The sequence below is a fragment of the Pseudomonas migulae genome (assembly GCF_043225285.1).
GTDB classification, from domain to species: Bacteria; Pseudomonadota; Gammaproteobacteria; order Pseudomonadales; family Pseudomonadaceae; genus Aquipseudomonas; species Aquipseudomonas migulae_C.
Genome location: NZ_CP171224.1, coordinates 6011483 through 6027321 on the forward strand (window position 1 = coordinate 6011483; position 15839 = coordinate 6027321).

Below are 15839 nucleotides of genomic sequence, written 5' to 3' on the forward strand. Positions count from 1 at the left end.
CTCAGCCATCAAAAGTGTAGATCACCCCCGCTCGCCCTCCCCTGACTTGTGACTGACGGCCCTCAACACACGGCGATATGTGAATCGGTGCGCGGCTCGGTGCCGCCGCACAGGACGCCGGTCTCGGGGTCGCGCAGGATAATCTGCCCGCGCCCGTAGCTGGTCAGGTCGCACGCGACTTGCACCTCATGCCCGCGTCGCGCCAGTGCCGCCGCCATGTCCCGGGACGCGCCCTGCTCGATGCCGACTTTCAATCCCCCCAGCCATTGCCAGCGCGGCGCATCCAGTGCAGCTTGCGGGTTGAGCCCGAAATCCACCAGGTTCATGACCATCTGCACATGCCCCTGCGGCTGCATGTAGCCACCCATGACGCCGAAGGGGCCCATCGCTTGGCCGTCCTTGCTCAAAAAACCCGGAATGATGGTGTGGAAGGTTTTTTTGCCGGGGGCCAGGCAATTGGCATGTGCAGGATCGAGACTGAACTCTTCACCACGATTTTGCAGGGCGATGCCGCTGTCGGGCAGCACCACGCCGGAGCCGAAGCCGTGGTAGTTGCTCTGGATGAACGACACCATGTTGCCTTCAGCATCGGCGGTGGCCAGGTACACGGTGCCGCTGGCGTGAGGATTGCCCGGTTGCGGCGCCAGTGCCTGTTCCGCGATTTGCCCGCGACGATGTGTGGCGTAGTGATCGCTGAGCAGGTCTTCGACCGCGACCCGCATGTGCTCCGGATCAGTGATGTAGTGCAGGCCATCACTGTAGGCGAGTTTCATCGCCTCCAGTTGCCGGTGCCACGTCTGCTGACTGTCGCGGTGATCGAACTCGAAGCCTTCGAGGATCTTCAAGGTCATCAACGCCACCAGACCCTGGCCGCTGGGTGGAATTTCCCAGACGTCCACACCGCGGTAGTTGACCTTGATCGGATCGACCCACTGCGCGCGGTAATCCTGCAGGTCACTGGCACGCAGGTAACCGCCGGTGGCCCGGGAGTGCGCATCCAGCCGTTGCGCGAGCGCACCGCGATAAAGACTTTCGCAACCGGTGGCCGCCAGCTCTGACAACGTCCGGGCTTGCGCCGGGTTGCGGAACATCTCGCCAGCACGGGGCGCGCGGCCATCGATCAAGAAGGTGTCGAACCAGGCTTCGAGCACTGCATCGCGATCGGGGGTGAAATCCTCCAGCGCTGTTTGCCATTGCAACGCGACCACCGGTGACAGCGGAAAGCCATCCTGTGCCAGGTTGATCGCCGGTTGCAGCAGCTCGGCAAACGGCAAACGCCCGAAGCGCTTGGACAACTCGGCCCAGGCCGACGGACAGCCCGGAACGGTCACCGGCGTCCAGCCGTGCAGAGGCATTTTTTCATGCCCGGCGGCTTTCACCGCCTCGATGCTCAGGGCTTGCGGGGCGGCGCCGTTGGCGTTCAATCCGTGCAGTTGGTCTTGCGTCCAGACCAGCGCGAAGGCGTCACCACCGATGCCGCAACCGGTGGGCTCAACCACGGTCAACGCGGCTGCGGTGGCGATGGCCGCGTCAATCGCATTGCCGCCGCGACGCATGATCTCAATGCCGGCTTCGGCGGCCAGCGGCTGGGACGCGGCGACCATGCCACGTTTGGCGAACACACTTTGACGCTGCGAGGCGTACGGATACTCATGGGCAGAAAACTTGAACATGGCAGGACTCACACAAAAGTAATGTTCGGGGCTCACAGCACCCGACTGAGAAAGGCACGGGTACGCGCGTGCTTCGGCTGGCTGAAGATCTGTTCGGGCGGGCCCTGTTCGATCAGCTCACCCTGATCAAGCACCACCACCCGGTCGGCCACTTCACGGGCGAACCCCATCTCGTGGGTGACCACGACCATGGTCATGCCCTCCTCCGCCAGTTCCTTCATGACTTGCAGCACTTCGCCCACCGTTTCCGGGTCGAGGGCACTGGTCGGTTCATCGAACAGCATCGCCTGTGGTTTCATCGCCAGGGCGCGGGCGATGGCGACACGTTGCTGCTGGCCACCGGACAACATCGACGGATAGTGATCGGCTTTTTCCGCCAGCCCGACGCGCTTGAGCAGCGCCCTCGCCTGCTCCACCGCCGCGGCGCGCGCCACACCGAGGACGTGGATCGGCGCCTCGATGATGTTTTCCAGCGCGGTCATGTGCGGGAACAGATTGAAGCGCTGGAACACCATGCCGATGTCCCGGCGCTGGCGAGCGATATTGCGCTCTGAATCCTTGACCAGGCTGCCGTTGGCCTTGGTGCGATAACCCATCGGCTGGCCACTGACGCGGATCTGCCCGGACTGAATGTCCTCCAGCAGATTGATGCAGCGGATAAACGTGGTTTTGCCGGAGCCGGACGCGCCGATCAGCACCACCACTTCACCCCGACGCACTTGCAGCGAGATGCCCTTGAGAATCTGCAGGTCACCAAAGGACTTGTGAATATCCAGGGCTTCGATGACCAGTTCTTCACTCATGTGCGCCATGTTCAACGCCCTCTCAGCAATTTCATGGTGTTGCGACCAAACATGCGGCTGGCCGCCGGCGCGGGCCGGTCAGACTGGCCGAACCGGGTTTCGAGCCAGCGCTGGAAGAAGCCCCAGAGCGTGGTCAATGCGAGGAAGTAGATGGCGACCACCAGGTACAACTCGAACACACGGAAGGTCGCGGACGTGACCATCTGGGTGCTGAGCAACAGTTCCTGCACGCCGATGACGCTGACCAGCGTGGTGTTTTTCAGCATCACGTTGAACTCGTTGCCCAGCGGCGGCACGATCACCCGGAACGCCTGGGGCAGGACGATGCGGCGCATCAGCTTGGGAAAGGTCATGCCCAGCGAACGCCCGGCTTCATACTGCCCCTTGTCCACGGCGCCGATCCCGGCTCGGATGATCTCCGCCATGTACGCGCCTTCGTTGAGCCCCAGGGCAATGATCGCCGCCTGGATATTGCCCGGCACGATGAACCAGCCGAGGTCGAGGTCTTCGAAGCGAAAGATCCCCCCGGCCGCCAGCGCCGTGTACAGAAAAACGATCTGCACCAGCAACGGTGTGCCGCGCATCAACCACACGTAGAACCGCACCGGATACTGCAGCAGCGGATTGCGTGACAGTTTCATCAGCGCGGCAATCAGCCCGAGCACGCAACCGAGCAACATGGCCGACACGCTGATCAGGCAGGTCAGCCAGAGCCCGGTCAGGTACACATCGCTGGGCTGCAGCAGGTATTGCCAGAACACATCCCAATTGAAGTTCATCGCGTGCGTCCTCAGTCCAGTTTGTCGCCGTCGACATGCCATTTGCCGAGGAGCGCGGCGTAACTGCCGTCGGCGCGCATGCCTTGGAGGACTTCGGTCAGGGCGGCGGTCAGCTGCGGATCGCTTTTGCGCACGCCGAAACCGGTGAGGATGCGATTGAACGCAGGTACGGCGGACTGGAACAGGTCCGGCGCCAGTTGCTGGTAATGCCCGGCGGATTCCACGGTGGTGCCGAACGCGTCGACCTGGTTGATGCGCAGCGCCTGGAAGGCATCGGCGTCGACGTTGTAGACCACCAGTTTCATCGGCGGCTTGCCGGCCGCTTCAAGCTTTTCGTTTTCCTTGCCGAGCAGCACACGGATGGTCGAGCCGTTGCTCACTGCGACCTTGAGCCCGGACAAATCCTCCAGGGTGTTCACCGATTTCGGGTTGCCCTTGGGCACCACGATGGACTGACTGGAATACATGAAGTTGACGATATCGATCACCTCGCGGCGCTCGGGTTTATCGAACAACTGATCGACAATCATGTCGCATTGCTGCGCCAGCAACGCCGGGATCAGCCCGGCGAAAGGCGAGATGCGCCACTCGACTTTCTTGTCCCCCAGGCGCTGGGCAATCGCTTCACCCATATCGACCTGCAGCCCGACGGGTTTCTGCTTCACGTCAAACGACACCAGCGGCGGCGAGTCCATGCCGGAGCAGTAGACGATTTTTTCGCTCTTGCTCAATCGCTCGGGCAATTCAGGGGTGGCGAATGCCGACAGGGAACATAGGCTCAGGGTGAAAACGGCAACTAACGCGCAAGGCTTGTGCATGGCAAGACTCCAGGTGTGCTGCAACGGATGCCCTTTGTAGGAGCCGGCTTGCCGGCGATGGCAGCTTTTGTGCGATGCAAGGCGTGAGGGCCCCATCGCCGGCAAGCCGGCTCCTACGAGGGGCGGATTATTGGTGGGCTTCGAGGAACTGAATGAGGCGCGGGATGGTGCCTTCGATGTGTTCGCACACCACCGCTGCGGCTTTGTCCGGATCGCCGGATCGCAAGGCGGTGACAATCGAGGCGTGTTCGTCCCGGGCGCTGCGGGGTTTGTCGGCGTGTTGCAGCCACAGGCGCATGTGCGGCTCGATCACCGAGTACAGCGCGGAAATCTGCCGCATCAACCGCGGGCGCTCGGCGAGGCTGCAGAGGTATTCATGAAAGGCCCGGTGGCGGCTGACCCACTCGGCGCCGTCTTCGCGGTAGTCGTCCATCTCGTCGAGCAGGCGTTCCAGATGACTGAAATGACGCTCGGTGATCTTGGTCACGGCAACCCGGATCGCCAGGCCTTCGAGAGCGCTGCGCATTTCGAAGACTTCGCGCATTTCCTCGATGTTCAGGCCACGAACGATGGCCCCACGGTTGGGCCGCAACGTCACCAGGCCATCTGCGTCCAGGCGTCGGAAAGCTTCGCGCACCGGCATCCGGCTCATGCCGATTTCGCCCGCGATGTCTTCGGCAATCAGGCGCTCGCCGGTGCGGTAACGCCCTTTGCAAATGGCCTCCAGCAGGAAGTTGTAGGCCTCCTCTTCGGCAGTGATCGGTTGGCGCTCGGTATAGACAGGGGCAAATTTCATCAGGTGCACCTTTTGTATTTTTGTATCCAATTATCCATAAAGCCAAAAAAGCACATTGCGTGCCAGATCCTTCACGGCGCTTTCAGGTGATTGATTCGGTTGGTTTATTGATGATTCGAAGGGCAATCAGGCGAGTTGCCGGGTGCATGAGAATGGGGCGAATGGCCCCGGAATGTTGCCCGCCGACACGAATAAGTGCAGGCAGGTAACATCCGTCACCGGATTGAAACGTTACTTGTGGTTGCGATGCGGGCGCTTCAGGGTTTCACTCGGCAGCTCTTTGAACAGCGCCCGGTAGCTGCTGGAAAACCGCCCGAGATGCCAGAACGACCACTGCATCGCAACTTCCGCCACGGTGGTTTCCATGGGCGAACGGTTGAGCAATTCGCGGTGGGCGCTGTTGAGGCGGCGCAGGCGCAGCCAATGAGTGGGCGTCATGCCGGTGTAGGCCTTGAACGCGTGCTGCAACTGTCGCAGCGAAACCCCGGCGACCTGGGAAAGCTCCAGCAGGTTCAGGGTTTCTTCCGGAGAATCGGCGGCCCACTCGCCGATGCGCTTCATCACCGCGCGCTCTTCAGTGCGGCGCTGCAAACCGCCGCGATCCAGGCAGACGCAGGCGTTGTCGAGGATGTACAGGCAGTCCTCCAGCAACTGTTGGGTCAACGCCTCTTTGCTCGGCGGATCGAGGGTTTGCGCCAGCCGGGTCAGGGTCCCGCTCAGCCAGCGGCTGAACAGTGCGTTTTGCCCCGAATTCAGCGGCGCCATGAACAAGCCTTCGAGCCGGGCGACATTCAGACCGTGGCGCTGGACGAACGCCGGCCCGAACACCACGGCAATTTCCTGGTAGTTCTCCGGCGTGATCCAGATGTTGCGGCTTTCTTCATTCAACACGTACAGCGCGTTGTCGCTGCGATCGAAACAGAACGCCAGCGAGCCTTCCGGCGCACTGAAATTCTGCTCGACCCGAGTGTTCATGTGTTCTTCGTAAATCTCTACGCCCTGCAGGTCGAGGTAACGCACGCGCCCGGCGAAATGCCCCGGCGACATCTGCTGGTAATGCTGGACCCAGCCCGGTGTGGCGCGGATTTGCTCGGCGACATCGGCGGTGTCGAACGCTTGGACCTGTAATGGATTGCACGCTGTCATGGGTGACCTTACGCACTCGTTTGGTGCGTTTTGGTGCTGCTGAAAGTGGATAGATGGAACGTCAAGGCTCGCCCAAGATAGTCGTCAACGCGTTCCAGGGGAAGTGTGTGGCGGATGAAACCACCCTCCCCGGCGTTAATAAAACCAACAACGAGGTCTTTATGAATGTCCCTTTCGATCAGCTGCTCACGTGGCTGAAAGATCACAAGATTACCGAAGTCGAGTGTGTTGTCAGCGACCTGACCGGCATTGCACGCGGCAAAATTGCACCCACCAACAAGTTCCTGCATGAGCGAGGCATGCGCCTGCCGGAAAGTGTGTTGTTGCAGACGGTAACCGGGGACTTCGTCGACGACGACATCTACTACGACCTGCTCGACCCGGCCGACATCGACATGGTGTGCAAGCCGGTTTCCGACGCGGTCTACGTGATCCCGTGGGCCATCGAGCCTACCGCGATCGTGATCCACGACACCTTCGACAAATTCGGCAACCCGATCGAGCTGTCGCCGCGCAACGTGTTGAAGAAGGTCCTGCAGCTGTACACCGACAAAGGCTGGAAGCCGATTGTCGCGCCGGAAATGGAGTTCTACCTGACCCAGCGCTGCGAAGACCCGGACTTGCCGCTCAAGGCACCGATGGGCCGTTCGGGCCGCGCGGAAAGCGGACGCCAGTCGTTTTCCATCGACGCCGCCAACGAATTCGATCCGCTGTTCGAAGACGTCTATGACTGGTGCGAACTGCAAGGCCTAGACCTCGATACGCTGATCCACGAAGACGGCCCGGCGCAGATGGAAATCAACTTCCGCCATGGCGACGCGCTGGACCTGGCCGACCAGATCACCGTGTTCAAACGCACCATGCGCGAGGCGGCGCTCAAGCACAACGTCGCGGCGACCTTCATGGCCAAGCCGATCGGCGACGAACCGGGCAGCGCCATGCACATTCACCAGAGTGTGGTGGACATCGCCACCGGCCAGCCAATCTTCGCGACTGAAGACGGGCAGATGAGTGAGCTGTTCTTGCATTACATCGGTGGTTTGCAGAAATACATCCCCAAAGTGCTGCCGATGTTTGCGCCCAACGTGAACTCGTTCCGTCGCTTCCTGCCGGACACCTCGGCCCCGGTGAACGTCGAATGGGGCGAAGAAAACCGCACCGTCGGCCTGCGTGTGCCGACGTCCAGCCCGGAAGCGATGCGCGTGGAAAACCGCTTGCCCGGCGCCGATGCCAACCCGTACCTGGCGATCGCGGCGAGTCTGCTGTGCGGTTACCTCGGCATGATCGAACGCATCGAGCCGAGCGCTGCGGTGCAGGGCCGTGCATATGAACGTCGCAACCTGCGCCTGCCGATCACCATCGAAGACGCGCTGACACAGATGGAAGAATGCGAAACCATCGAGCGGTACCTGGGCAGCAAATTCGTTCGCGGGTATGTCGCGGTCAAGCGGGCCGAGCACGAGAACTTCAAGCGGGTGATCAGTTCGTGGGAGCGGGAGTTTTTGCTGCTTAGTGTCTGAGATTTGCACCGTCTGTGATGGCCTCATCGCCGGCAAGCCGGTCTCGCTCCCACAGGGAAATGCATTCCAAATGTGGGAGCGAGCCTGCTCGCGATGACGGTCGCACAGGCACCCAAGAAACACCTGAAAAATCCAAACAACTCCAAGAGGTGTCGATATGCGTCTATTGAAATCCGTGGTCCCGGTCGCGCTGGCCCTGCTGTTCAGCGCCGTTGCCCAGGCCCAGCCACAGGTCAGCGTCTACAACTGGACCGATTACATCGGCGAAACCACCCTCGCCGACTTCCAGGCGAAAACCGGGATCAAGGTGATCTACGACGTCTTCGACTCCAACGAAACCCTGGAGGGCAAACTGCTCGCCGGTCGTACCGGGTATGACGTGGTGGTGCCGTCCAACCACTTCCTCGCCCGCCAGGTGAAGGCCGGCGCGTTCCTCAAGCTGGATCGCGCGCAACTGCCCAACTTCAAGAACCTCGACCCGAAACTGCTGGCATTGCTGGAGAAGAACGATCCGGGTAACGAGCACTCGGTGCCGTACCTGTGGGGCACCAACGGCATCGGTTACAACGTCGACAAGGTCAAGCAAGTGCTGGGCATCGATCACATCGACTCCTGGGCGGTGCTGTTCGAACCGGAAAATATCAAGAAACTCAGTCAGTGCGGCGTATCGATGATGGACTCGGCGGACGAAGTGTTCCCCGCCATCCTCAACTACATGGGCATGGACCCGCGCAGCGAGAACCCCGAGGATTACAAAAAGGCCGAAGCCAAGCTGTTGAGCATCCGGCCTTACATCACCTATTTCCACTCGTCCAAGTACGTCTCGGACCTGGCCAACGGCGACATCTGCGTGGCGTTCGGTTACTCGGGTGACGTGTTCCAGGCGGCCAACCGCGCCAAGGAAGCCAAGAACGGCGTGAACATCGCTTACGCCATTCCGAAAGAAGGCAGTAACTTGTGGTTCGACTTGCTGGCGATTCCCGCCGACGCGAGCAACCCGAAAGAGGCCCACGCCTTCATCAATTACCTGCTGGACCCGCAGGTGATCGCCAAAGTCAGCGCTTCGGTCGGTTACGCCAACCCGAACCCGGCCGCCAAGGAATTCATGGATGCCGAGCTGGTCAACAATCCCGAGGTTTATCCGCCTCAGGAAGTGCTCGACAAGCTCTACATCTCCACCACCCCGCCCCAGTCGATCATGCGTTTGATGACCCGTTCCTGGAGCAAAGTGAAGTCCAACAAATGAATCAGTACAGCAACGAACATGCGCGCTCCTATTACGCCGCGTCGGCCCATGCCTCGGCACCCTTCGCCACATTGGCCGAAGACCGGGTGGCCGATGTCTGCGTGATCGGTGGCGGGTTCACCGGGGTCAACACCGCGATCGAACTGGCGCAGCGCGGTCTGTCGGTGGTCCTGCTGGAGGCCCGGCGGATTGGCTGGGGCGCCAGCGGGCGCAACGGTGGGCAGTTGATTCGCGGCATCGGGCACGACGTCAGCGGTTTCGCCAAACATGTCGGTAACGAAGGCGTGCGTTATCTGGAACGTGCGGGAATCGAGTCCGTGGAACTGGTGGGCAACCGGATCCGTGAACACGGCATCGCTTGCGACCTGCGCTGGGGTTTTTGTGAGCTGGCCAATACCAAGGCGCAGTTCGCGGCGTTCAAGACCGAGCAGGATGAGCTCGTCGAAAGCGGCTATGTCCATGAAACACGTTTGGTCGGGCCGGAGCAGATCCGTGAGCAGGTGGTGAACTCCGGGGTATATGCCGGAGGGCTGGTCGACATGGGTTCGGGGCACTTGCACCCGCTGAATCTGGTGCTCGGCGAAGCGCAACTGGCGCAGTCCCTCGGGGTGCAGATCTACGAGCAGAGCCCGGTGCTGGAGTTGATCCATGGCAGCACGGTGCAGGTTCGCTGCGCCAGTGGAACGGTACGCGCCGGCAGCCTGGTGCTGGCGTGCAATGCACACCTGGATGAACTGGAACCGAAACTCAGCGGCAAGGTACTTCCGGCGGGTAGCTACATCATCGCCACCGAGCCGTTGACGCCGGAAGTAGCCGCGCAGTTGATCCCGCAGAACCTGGCGCTGTGCGACCAGAAAGTCGGGCTGGATTATTACCGGTTGTCGGCGGACCGGCGTTTGCTGTTCGGCGGTGCCTGCCACTATTCCGGGCGTGATCCGGCGGACATCAGCGCCTACATGCGCCCGCAGATGCTCAAGGTGTTCCCACAACTGGCCGACGTGCGCATCGATTATCAGTGGGGCGGCAAGATTGGCATCACCGCCAACCGTTTTCCGCAGGTCGGGCGTTTGCGGCAGCATCCGAACGTGTTCTACGCCCAAGGCTATTCCGGCCATGGTTTGAACGTGACCCACTGGTGCGCAAAACTGCTGGGTGAAGCGATTCATGCCGGGCACAGCCAAGGGTTCGACGTGTTCAGCGCCGTGCCGCACATGACCTTTCCCGGCGGGCCGATGTTGCGTTCTCCGCTGCTGGCGCTCGGGATGTTCTGGTACCGGATGCGCGAGGTTCTTGGCTGATACCCTCGTAACCTGTGTCGTGTTCGAGGACGCCATCGCCAGCAAGCTGGCTCCTACATTGTCCGGGCACACCCGATCGACCGGGCAAACGCAAATCCCTGTAGGAGCCGGCTTGCCGGCGATGGCGTCCTCAAATGCGGCGCAAGTCTCGAAACCGATCGCCAGCAAGCCAGCTCCTACAAGGTCCGTAGGCGTCCTACAAAGCATGCGCACAAGCAAAAAAACCGAGGAAATGTCTGACATTCTTTTAAGGTTGCCCGTCGGAAGCACGAGGTCTAGCGTGGTGACACCTTTCAGCGACGGCTATTGATCATGAACCAGACAACTTCCCGGCAGTCCGGACAACAACGACAACGAACCACATACCCACTAGACTGGCCGACATCGATCCCGGAGGTCAGCATGGACCCTCACCATCCCCCGTCTGATTCATCGCCTGATACCGAAGCGCAGGCAGCCAGCCATGACCGCTGGTTTCGCGCAAAAGTACAAGCTTCGCTCGACGATCCGCGTCCCAATATCCCACACGGGCAAGTGATGGCGGAGATGCAAGCCCTCATCGAATCCAAGCGCCTGGGGCGCGATGCGGATTGAATGGCGGCCCGAAGCCAGGTCCGATTTACGGCAACTCCTGAACTACATCGGCGACCGCAACATTTCAGCAGCCAGCGAGCTGTATCAGTCCATCGAAGCGGCTACCTGTGCTCTTGCGCAACATCCCGGTCTCTACCGATTGGGTCGAGTCTCCGGCACCCGGGAAATCGTCGTTCACCCCAACTACCTGGTGGTCTACCAAGTGACGGATCGAATAGAGATCCTCAACGTTCTGCATGCCAGACAACAATACCCCTGAGACAAAGCACCTCCCCATTCAGCTTTTCGATTTGCTCAATCGCAAGGCACTTCTATATTGAGGAGGTGCTCTGACATTCCTGTCTCCTGGCGAGTGCGGCCTATGGCTACGACTGACCAACTGATCATCTGCGAGCACTGCGACTGCGTGTATCAAAAAGTCACGCTCGCCAAACATCAGAAAACCCTCTGTACCCGCTGCGGCGGCGTGCTTCAGCGTTATAACGGCCTGACGGTGGAGCAGCGCCTGGCACTGACCATCACGGCGTTGGTGCTGTGGATCTTCGCCAATTTCTTTCCAGTGATGAGCATCAGCCTCAAGGGCCTGAAAAACAGCGCGACGCTGTGGGATTCCGTACTGGCCCTGAGTCTGGGGCCGATCACGTTCATTGCGATGGTGGCGGCGATCGCCATGATCATCGCGCCGATTTTCCAGTTGGTGCTGTTGATCTGGGTGCTGAGCTTCGCCCTCACCTCCCGGCGCGCACCAGGTTTCAGGTTCTGCATGCGCTGGCTGGAAACCCTCAGGCCCTGGAGCATGCTCGAAGTCTGCCTGTTGGGGGCGATGGTCGCGGTGATCAAACTCGCCGGATTACTCGACGTGTTGCCCGGCATCGGTCTGTTCGCCCTGGCCATTCTCAGCCTGATGATGATCCGCATTGCCGGACGCGATATTCGCGAATTGTGGGACATTCTATGACCACGCCCCCCGTCGCCAGCGAACTCAACCTGTGCCTCTGCCACAGCTGCGGCCTGGCCTGCGACATGACCGGCGAACCCCACGAGTGCGAGCGCTGCGGTGCACCGCTGCATCGGCGCAAAACCAATGCCCTTACCCGCACCTGGGCCTACCTCCTCACTTCCCTGGTGTTCTACATCCCGGCCAACCTGTTGCCGGTGATGAACACCAAGATGGTCGGAAACGGCGCCGACAGCACGATCATGAGCGGCGTGCTTGAATTCTGGGAGGCCGGCGCCTGGGACATCGCCCTGATCATTTTCATCGCCAGCATCGCGGTGCCAGGCATCAAGTTCGTCGCCATTACCTTGCTGCTGGTCACCGTGCACCGCGACAGCCAGTGGGCGCGCAAGGAACGCTCGAAGCTGTACCGTTTTGTCGAGGTCATCGGTTACTGGTCGATGCTCGACGTCATCGTGGTCGCGCTGGTGGCGTCGTTAGTGAAGTTTCAGGCCCTGGCCGATATCGAGCCGCGCACGGGCATTCTGTTCTTTGGCCTGGTGGTGGTGTTCACCATGCTGTCGGCAATGAGTTTCGACCCGCGTCAGATCTGGGATTCGCGGCGTGAAAATCAAAACAACGAGGAGGTCATGGATGAAGTCGCAAGCCACTGACGGGCCGCAAGCGCCCGGACAGGCTCCCATCAAGACTCGTCGTTTCGGCGTTTCGCTGGTGTGGATCGTGCCAATTGTCGCGGTGCTGGTAGGGATTTCGCTGGTGGTGCACAGCATCCTGCAGGAAGGCCCGACCATCATCGTCACCTTCAAGACCGGCAGCGGGCTGACCGCCAACAAGACCGAGGTCAAATACCGCAACGTGGTGATCGGCCACGTGTCCGACGTAGAACTGAGCAGCGATCAGAAGAGCGTCAACGCCACCATCAAACTGTCCAAGCAAGCGGAAAGCTTCACCCGCGAGGACTCGCAGTTCTGGGTGGTGCGCCCACGTATCGGTGCCGGCGGTGTGTCGGGTATCGACACCCTGCTCTCCGGGGATTACATCGGCGCAGACATCGGCCAGTCCAACGCCCGTGCGAAAAACTTCACCGGCCTGGAAAACCCGCCGCCTATTACCTATGGCGAACCGGGCAAGCATTTTACGTTGCACACCCAGGATCTTGGCTCGCTGGACATCGGCTCCCCGGTGTACTTCCGCAAAATCCCCGTCGGCCAGGTGGTGGCCTATGCCTTGGACGCCGACGGCAAAGGCGTGAATATCGAAATCTTCATCCATTCGCCCAACGATGCGTACGTCACTGAAAACACGCGATTCTGGAACGCCAGCGGTATCGATGTGAACGTAGGCGCCAACGGTTTTGCCGTCAAAACAGAATCGCTGTCCTCGCTATTGGTCGGTGGTATCGCGTTCCGTGCCCCGGAATACAGCCCCAATGACGTGGCGGCGGCTGAAGACAAGTCTTACGACCTGTTTGAAGACCAGCAAACCGCCCTCGCCCCACCCCACGGCAAGGCGCAATACCTGACCTTGCGTTTCGACCAGGCCCTTCGCGGGCTCAAGGTCGATGCACCGGTGGAATTCCTTGGCGTGGAAATTGGCAAGGTGGTGTCGGTCAACCTCGACTTCGATGCGGTGAAACGCAGCTTTCCGGTCAACGTCGGCATCGTGATCTACCCGCAGCGATTGGGTCAGGCCCACACCAAAATGCTCAAGGCGCTGAATCATGATCCCGCCGATGAAGCCGCAGCGGTGCGGTTGATTGGCACCTTCATCGACAACGGTCTGCGCGCCCAGGCTCGTAGCGGCAATCTGTTGACCGGTCAGCTCTACATCTCGCTGGATTTCTACCCCAAGGCAGAAAAAGTCGCATTCGACCCGACCGCCCGCCCTATCAGTGTTCCCACCATCCCCGGCAGCCTCGAACAGTTGCAGGAAAAACTCGAAGGCATGGTCGACAAGATCAACAAACTGCCGATCGAGCGCATTGCCGGCAATCTCGACGGCAACCTCGTCGAACTGCGGAAAAGCCTCGGGCAATTCAACGCCAAGACCTTGCCGGGCGTGCAAAACACCCTGGCGGATGTCAGCAAGACCCTGCAATCGGCCAGTTCGACCCTTGCCGAAGACTCTCCGCAACGCGAGCAACTGACCCAGACCCTGGACGAACTCGGGCGCATGTCGCGTTCATTGCGTGAACTCTCGGACTACCTGGGCCGGCATCCGGAGTCGCTGATTCGCGGTCGCCCCAACAACGCAGCACCGTCGGATCTACAGGGTCCGCCGCGCAACTGACCACAGGAGCAACACCATGGCTTTTTCGCTGAAGATCACCTTGGTCACCGCGTGTGTATTGCTCGCTGCCTGCCGCAGTGACCCGATTCAGTTCCACACGCTGATGCCGACGCAGTTGAGCGGGACCGCACGCGGCGCCAGTGGGGAAATCCTCATTGAAGGCCTCAGCGTGCCGCCCCAGGTCGACCGCCCGCAGATCGTCATTCGTCAGGGCAACAGCGGTCTGGCGATTCTTGAAACCGAATGGTGGGCCGCCAGCCTGATGGACGAATTGCGCAGCGCGCTGGCGGATCAACTGACCAACAGCAATCCCCAACGCAAAGCGTCGGTGCGCCTGGAGGTGCAGCGCTTCGACTCGGTTCCCGGCCAGTACGGCCTGATCGACGTCAAATGGCGCCTGCGCCACGGTGAAAGTGACAGCGCACCGCTCACCTGCCGCAGCACCTTGCAAACGCCTTCAGGGCCAACGGTTGATGATCTGGTCATCGCCCAGCAGAACAACGTCAAGCGGCTGGCAGCGCTGATCAATCAGGCGGCTACTTCGGCGCAGAAAGGCTGTCCGTCAGCCAGTTGAACGGCGGCGCAAGGAGCGACATGGTTTTCCGCCGATGGCAAAGCACGTAGGATGCCGGCCAACCTACGAGGCTGACCGATGCTCCCATCAGGCACTGTTCAGGGTTCGAGCGTCAGAACCCTGATTTATCTTCTGTTCACGATCCAGCTCGTCTCCATGGGCGCGATGGAAATGAGCGGTCCGTTCTGGCCCGTGTACCTGCGTGGCCTGACCTCGTCGGATTCACTGTTCAGTTTCGCCAGCATTGCCGTGTACGTCGGCCCGATGCTGGGGATCATGCTGACCAGCGCTTTCTGGGGCCGGACAGGCGACCGCTTCGGCCACAAATGGATGATGATCCGGGCATTGGCCGGTCTGTCGCTGACTCAGTTGGGGTTGGCGTTCTGCAGTGATCTCTGGGTCATCCTGCTGCTGCGTTTCCTGCAAGGCGCATTCGCTGGCTACATCGCACCGGCCCAGGCTTATGGGGTCAGCATCGAAGTGCCCGCAAAACGGGCCCGTCTGTTTGCGATCCTGCAAATATCCACCAATGTCGGTTCCTTGCTCGGTGCGGTCGTCGGCGGGCTGATACTCGATTTCGCGACTTTTTTCTGGATCAACCTCATTGCTTCGGCCCTGTGTGCGATATGCACTGTCGTGGCAGCCGTGACCTTGCCGGATGTGCCGCCGGTGAAGAAGCCGGCAGCGACTACCGGAACCGCTCGAGCCCGTGGCGTGTGGCAAGGTTCACCTCTGTTGCCACTGCTGGTAGTCATGGGCATTTTGCTGATGGCGCGGATGCTGCCGCAGACGTCGTTCCCGCTGTACGTCACGTCGGTATTTGAGGTGAGCAACTCGGTCACGGGCCTGTGTTACGGCTTGTTGGCACTGGGTTTCATTCTTTCTGCGACACGCTGGGCGCGCTATTTCGAACACCTGACCCGACCACAAACCCTGCAGCGCATGGTGTGGGTCGTCTGCGGTTGTATCGCCCTGACGGCCGTCGCCGCAATGGTCCGAAACCCGCTTGTTTTCGTGCTGGCCTACTTCATTTGGGGCGTGCTGCTGGGCGCCACGACGCCGGTGCTGATGGCGCTGATTTCAAAATCGGTCGACAGCTCACAGCAAGGGCACGTGCTGGGGATCGCTCAAAGCACCGCGCAACTGGCGTCCATTGCGGGTATCTCGGCAGGCGGTTTGCTCAGTCAGGTGTACGGCCTGCAATACACCTATCTGTTCGTTTGCCTGGCCTACGGGGTCGCGTTGGTCCCGATTGTCGCCTTGCGTTATCGGCCGATGTATCTGCAGGCGGGCGAAACAAGCTCTGGAGACTGATTAGCATCCCTCTTGCGCCGCAGGGGCGCAG

The 15839-nt window shown here is 60.7% G+C and carries 16 protein-coding genes; 10 read left to right on the top strand and 6 right to left on the bottom strand.

What is annotated here, in order from left to right; all coding sequences use genetic code 11:
- Window positions 1–62: 62 nt before the first annotated feature.
- The 6 genes from ACF6ZU_RS27600 to ACF6ZU_RS27625 form a co-directional block, all read right to left on the bottom strand.
- Entirely contained in the window at window positions 63–1673 is a 1611-nt protein-coding gene (locus ACF6ZU_RS27600; protein ID WP_392888867.1) for a gamma-glutamyltransferase family protein, read from the bottom strand.
- Between the two features lie 32 nt (window positions 1674–1705).
- Complete coding sequence (locus ACF6ZU_RS27605; protein WP_392888869.1) at window positions 1706–2485, bottom strand: amino acid ABC transporter ATP-binding protein; 780 nt, start codon at window positions 2483–2485, stop codon at window positions 1706–1708.
- A gap of 2 nt (window positions 2486–2487) precedes the next feature.
- Window positions 2488–3255 carry an amino acid ABC transporter permease gene (locus ACF6ZU_RS27610; protein ID WP_392888871.1) on the bottom strand — a complete coding sequence of 256 codons (768 nt, stop codon included), beginning with the start codon at window positions 3253–3255 and terminating at the stop codon, window positions 2488–2490.
- A gap of 11 nt (window positions 3256–3266) precedes the next feature.
- Window positions 3267–4073, bottom strand: a complete 807-nt coding sequence (locus ACF6ZU_RS27615; protein WP_392888873.1) for an ABC transporter substrate-binding protein — start codon at window positions 4071–4073, stop codon at window positions 3267–3269.
- Between the two features lie 127 nt (window positions 4074–4200).
- Complete coding sequence (locus ACF6ZU_RS27620) at window positions 4201–4869, bottom strand: GntR family transcriptional regulator (RefSeq protein WP_392888875.1); 669 nt, start codon at window positions 4867–4869, stop codon at window positions 4201–4203.
- A gap of 231 nt (window positions 4870–5100) precedes the next feature.
- On the bottom strand, window positions 5101–6015 hold the full coding sequence (locus tag ACF6ZU_RS27625; protein WP_392888876.1) for a helix-turn-helix domain-containing protein: 915 nt from the start codon (window positions 6013–6015) through the stop codon (window positions 5101–5103).
- A 161-nt stretch (window positions 6016–6176) separates the two neighbouring features.
- Here ACF6ZU_RS27625 and ACF6ZU_RS27630 point away from each other — a divergent pair, with 161 nt between their 5' ends.
- From ACF6ZU_RS27630 to ACF6ZU_RS27675, 10 genes are all read left to right on the top strand, one after another.
- On the top strand, window positions 6177–7535 hold the full coding sequence (locus ACF6ZU_RS27630) for a glutamine synthetase family protein (protein ID WP_392888878.1): 1359 nt from the start codon (window positions 6177–6179) through the stop codon (window positions 7533–7535).
- 157 nt (window positions 7536–7692) lie between these two features.
- Window positions 7693–8781: a polyamine ABC transporter substrate-binding protein gene (locus ACF6ZU_RS27635; protein ID WP_392888880.1), complete on the top strand. Its 1089-nt coding sequence runs from the start codon at window positions 7693–7695 to the stop codon at window positions 8779–8781.
- Window positions 8778–10079, top strand: coding sequence for an NAD(P)/FAD-dependent oxidoreductase (locus tag ACF6ZU_RS27640; RefSeq protein ID WP_392888882.1), 1302 nt, complete (start codon window positions 8778–8780; stop codon window positions 10077–10079). Before ACF6ZU_RS27635 ends, ACF6ZU_RS27640 begins: the two co-directional genes overlap by 4 nt.
- 402 nt (window positions 10080–10481) lie before the next feature.
- Entirely contained in the window at window positions 10482–10673 is a 192-nt protein-coding gene (locus tag ACF6ZU_RS27645) for an antitoxin (protein WP_392888884.1), read from the top strand.
- On the top strand, window positions 10663–10932 hold the full coding sequence (locus ACF6ZU_RS27650; RefSeq protein ID WP_392888886.1) for a type II toxin-antitoxin system RelE/ParE family toxin: 270 nt from the start codon (window positions 10663–10665) through the stop codon (window positions 10930–10932). Before ACF6ZU_RS27645 ends, ACF6ZU_RS27650 begins: the two co-directional genes overlap by 11 nt.
- 102 nt (window positions 10933–11034) lie before the next feature.
- Window positions 11035–11631 (top strand): paraquat-inducible protein A, encoded by a 597-nt coding sequence (locus ACF6ZU_RS27655; RefSeq protein ID WP_392888888.1) that lies wholly within the window; start codon window positions 11035–11037, stop codon window positions 11629–11631.
- Complete coding sequence (locus ACF6ZU_RS27660; RefSeq protein ID WP_392888890.1) at window positions 11628–12284, top strand: paraquat-inducible protein A; 657 nt, start codon at window positions 11628–11630, stop codon at window positions 12282–12284. Before ACF6ZU_RS27655 ends, ACF6ZU_RS27660 begins: the two co-directional genes overlap by 4 nt.
- Entirely contained in the window at window positions 12265–13920 is a 1656-nt protein-coding gene (locus ACF6ZU_RS27665) for an intermembrane transport protein PqiB (protein ID WP_392888892.1), read from the top strand. Before ACF6ZU_RS27660 ends, ACF6ZU_RS27665 begins: the two co-directional genes overlap by 20 nt.
- Before the next feature lie 16 nt (window positions 13921–13936).
- Window positions 13937–14494 (top strand): membrane integrity-associated transporter subunit PqiC, encoded by a 558-nt coding sequence (locus ACF6ZU_RS27670; protein ID WP_392888894.1) that lies wholly within the window; start codon window positions 13937–13939, stop codon window positions 14492–14494.
- Between the two features lie 78 nt (window positions 14495–14572).
- Complete coding sequence (locus ACF6ZU_RS27675) at window positions 14573–15808, top strand: MFS transporter (RefSeq protein WP_392888896.1); 1236 nt, start codon at window positions 14573–14575, stop codon at window positions 15806–15808.
- Window positions 15809–15839: the final 31 nt, after the last annotated feature.

What these genes read in the sequence shown, in the direction of transcription:
- ACF6ZU_RS27655 (WP_392888888.1), top strand. Translation starts at nt 11,035, where the DNA reads ATGGCTACGACTGACCAACTGATCATCTGCGAGCACTGCGACTGCGTG.
- ACF6ZU_RS27615 (WP_392888873.1), bottom strand. Translation starts at nt 4,073, where the DNA reads ATGCACAAGCCTTGCGCGTTAGTTGCCGTTTTCACCCTGAGCCTATGT.
- ACF6ZU_RS27630 (WP_392888878.1), top strand. Translation starts at nt 6,177, where the DNA reads ATGAATGTCCCTTTCGATCAGCTGCTCACGTGGCTGAAAGATCACAAG.
- ACF6ZU_RS27665 (WP_392888892.1), top strand. Translation starts at nt 12,265, where the DNA reads ATGAAGTCGCAAGCCACTGACGGGCCGCAAGCGCCCGGACAGGCTCCC.
- ACF6ZU_RS27675 (WP_392888896.1), top strand. Translation starts at nt 14,573, where the DNA reads ATGCTCCCATCAGGCACTGTTCAGGGTTCGAGCGTCAGAACCCTGATT.
- ACF6ZU_RS27660 (WP_392888890.1), top strand. Translation starts at nt 11,628, where the DNA reads ATGACCACGCCCCCCGTCGCCAGCGAACTCAACCTGTGCCTCTGCCAC.
- ACF6ZU_RS27670 (WP_392888894.1), top strand. Translation starts at nt 13,937, where the DNA reads ATGGCTTTTTCGCTGAAGATCACCTTGGTCACCGCGTGTGTATTGCTC.
- ACF6ZU_RS27625 (WP_392888876.1), bottom strand. Translation starts at nt 6,015, where the DNA reads ATGACAGCGTGCAATCCATTACAGGTCCAAGCGTTCGACACCGCCGAT.
- ACF6ZU_RS27610 (WP_392888871.1), bottom strand. Translation starts at nt 3,255, where the DNA reads ATGAACTTCAATTGGGATGTGTTCTGGCAATACCTGCTGCAGCCCAGC.
- ACF6ZU_RS27640 (WP_392888882.1), top strand. Translation starts at nt 8,778, where the DNA reads ATGAATCAGTACAGCAACGAACATGCGCGCTCCTATTACGCCGCGTCG.
- ACF6ZU_RS27605 (WP_392888869.1), bottom strand. Translation starts at nt 2,485, where the DNA reads ATGGCGCACATGAGTGAAGAACTGGTCATCGAAGCCCTGGATATTCAC.
- ACF6ZU_RS27600 (WP_392888867.1), bottom strand. Translation starts at nt 1,673, where the DNA reads ATGTTCAAGTTTTCTGCCCATGAGTATCCGTACGCCTCGCAGCGTCAA.
- ACF6ZU_RS27645 (WP_392888884.1), top strand. Translation starts at nt 10,482, where the DNA reads ATGGACCCTCACCATCCCCCGTCTGATTCATCGCCTGATACCGAAGCG.
- ACF6ZU_RS27635 (WP_392888880.1), top strand. Translation starts at nt 7,693, where the DNA reads ATGCGTCTATTGAAATCCGTGGTCCCGGTCGCGCTGGCCCTGCTGTTC.
- ACF6ZU_RS27650 (WP_392888886.1), top strand. Translation starts at nt 10,663, where the DNA reads ATGCGGATTGAATGGCGGCCCGAAGCCAGGTCCGATTTACGGCAACTC.
- ACF6ZU_RS27620 (WP_392888875.1), bottom strand. Translation starts at nt 4,869, where the DNA reads ATGAAATTTGCCCCTGTCTATACCGAGCGCCAACCGATCACTGCCGAA.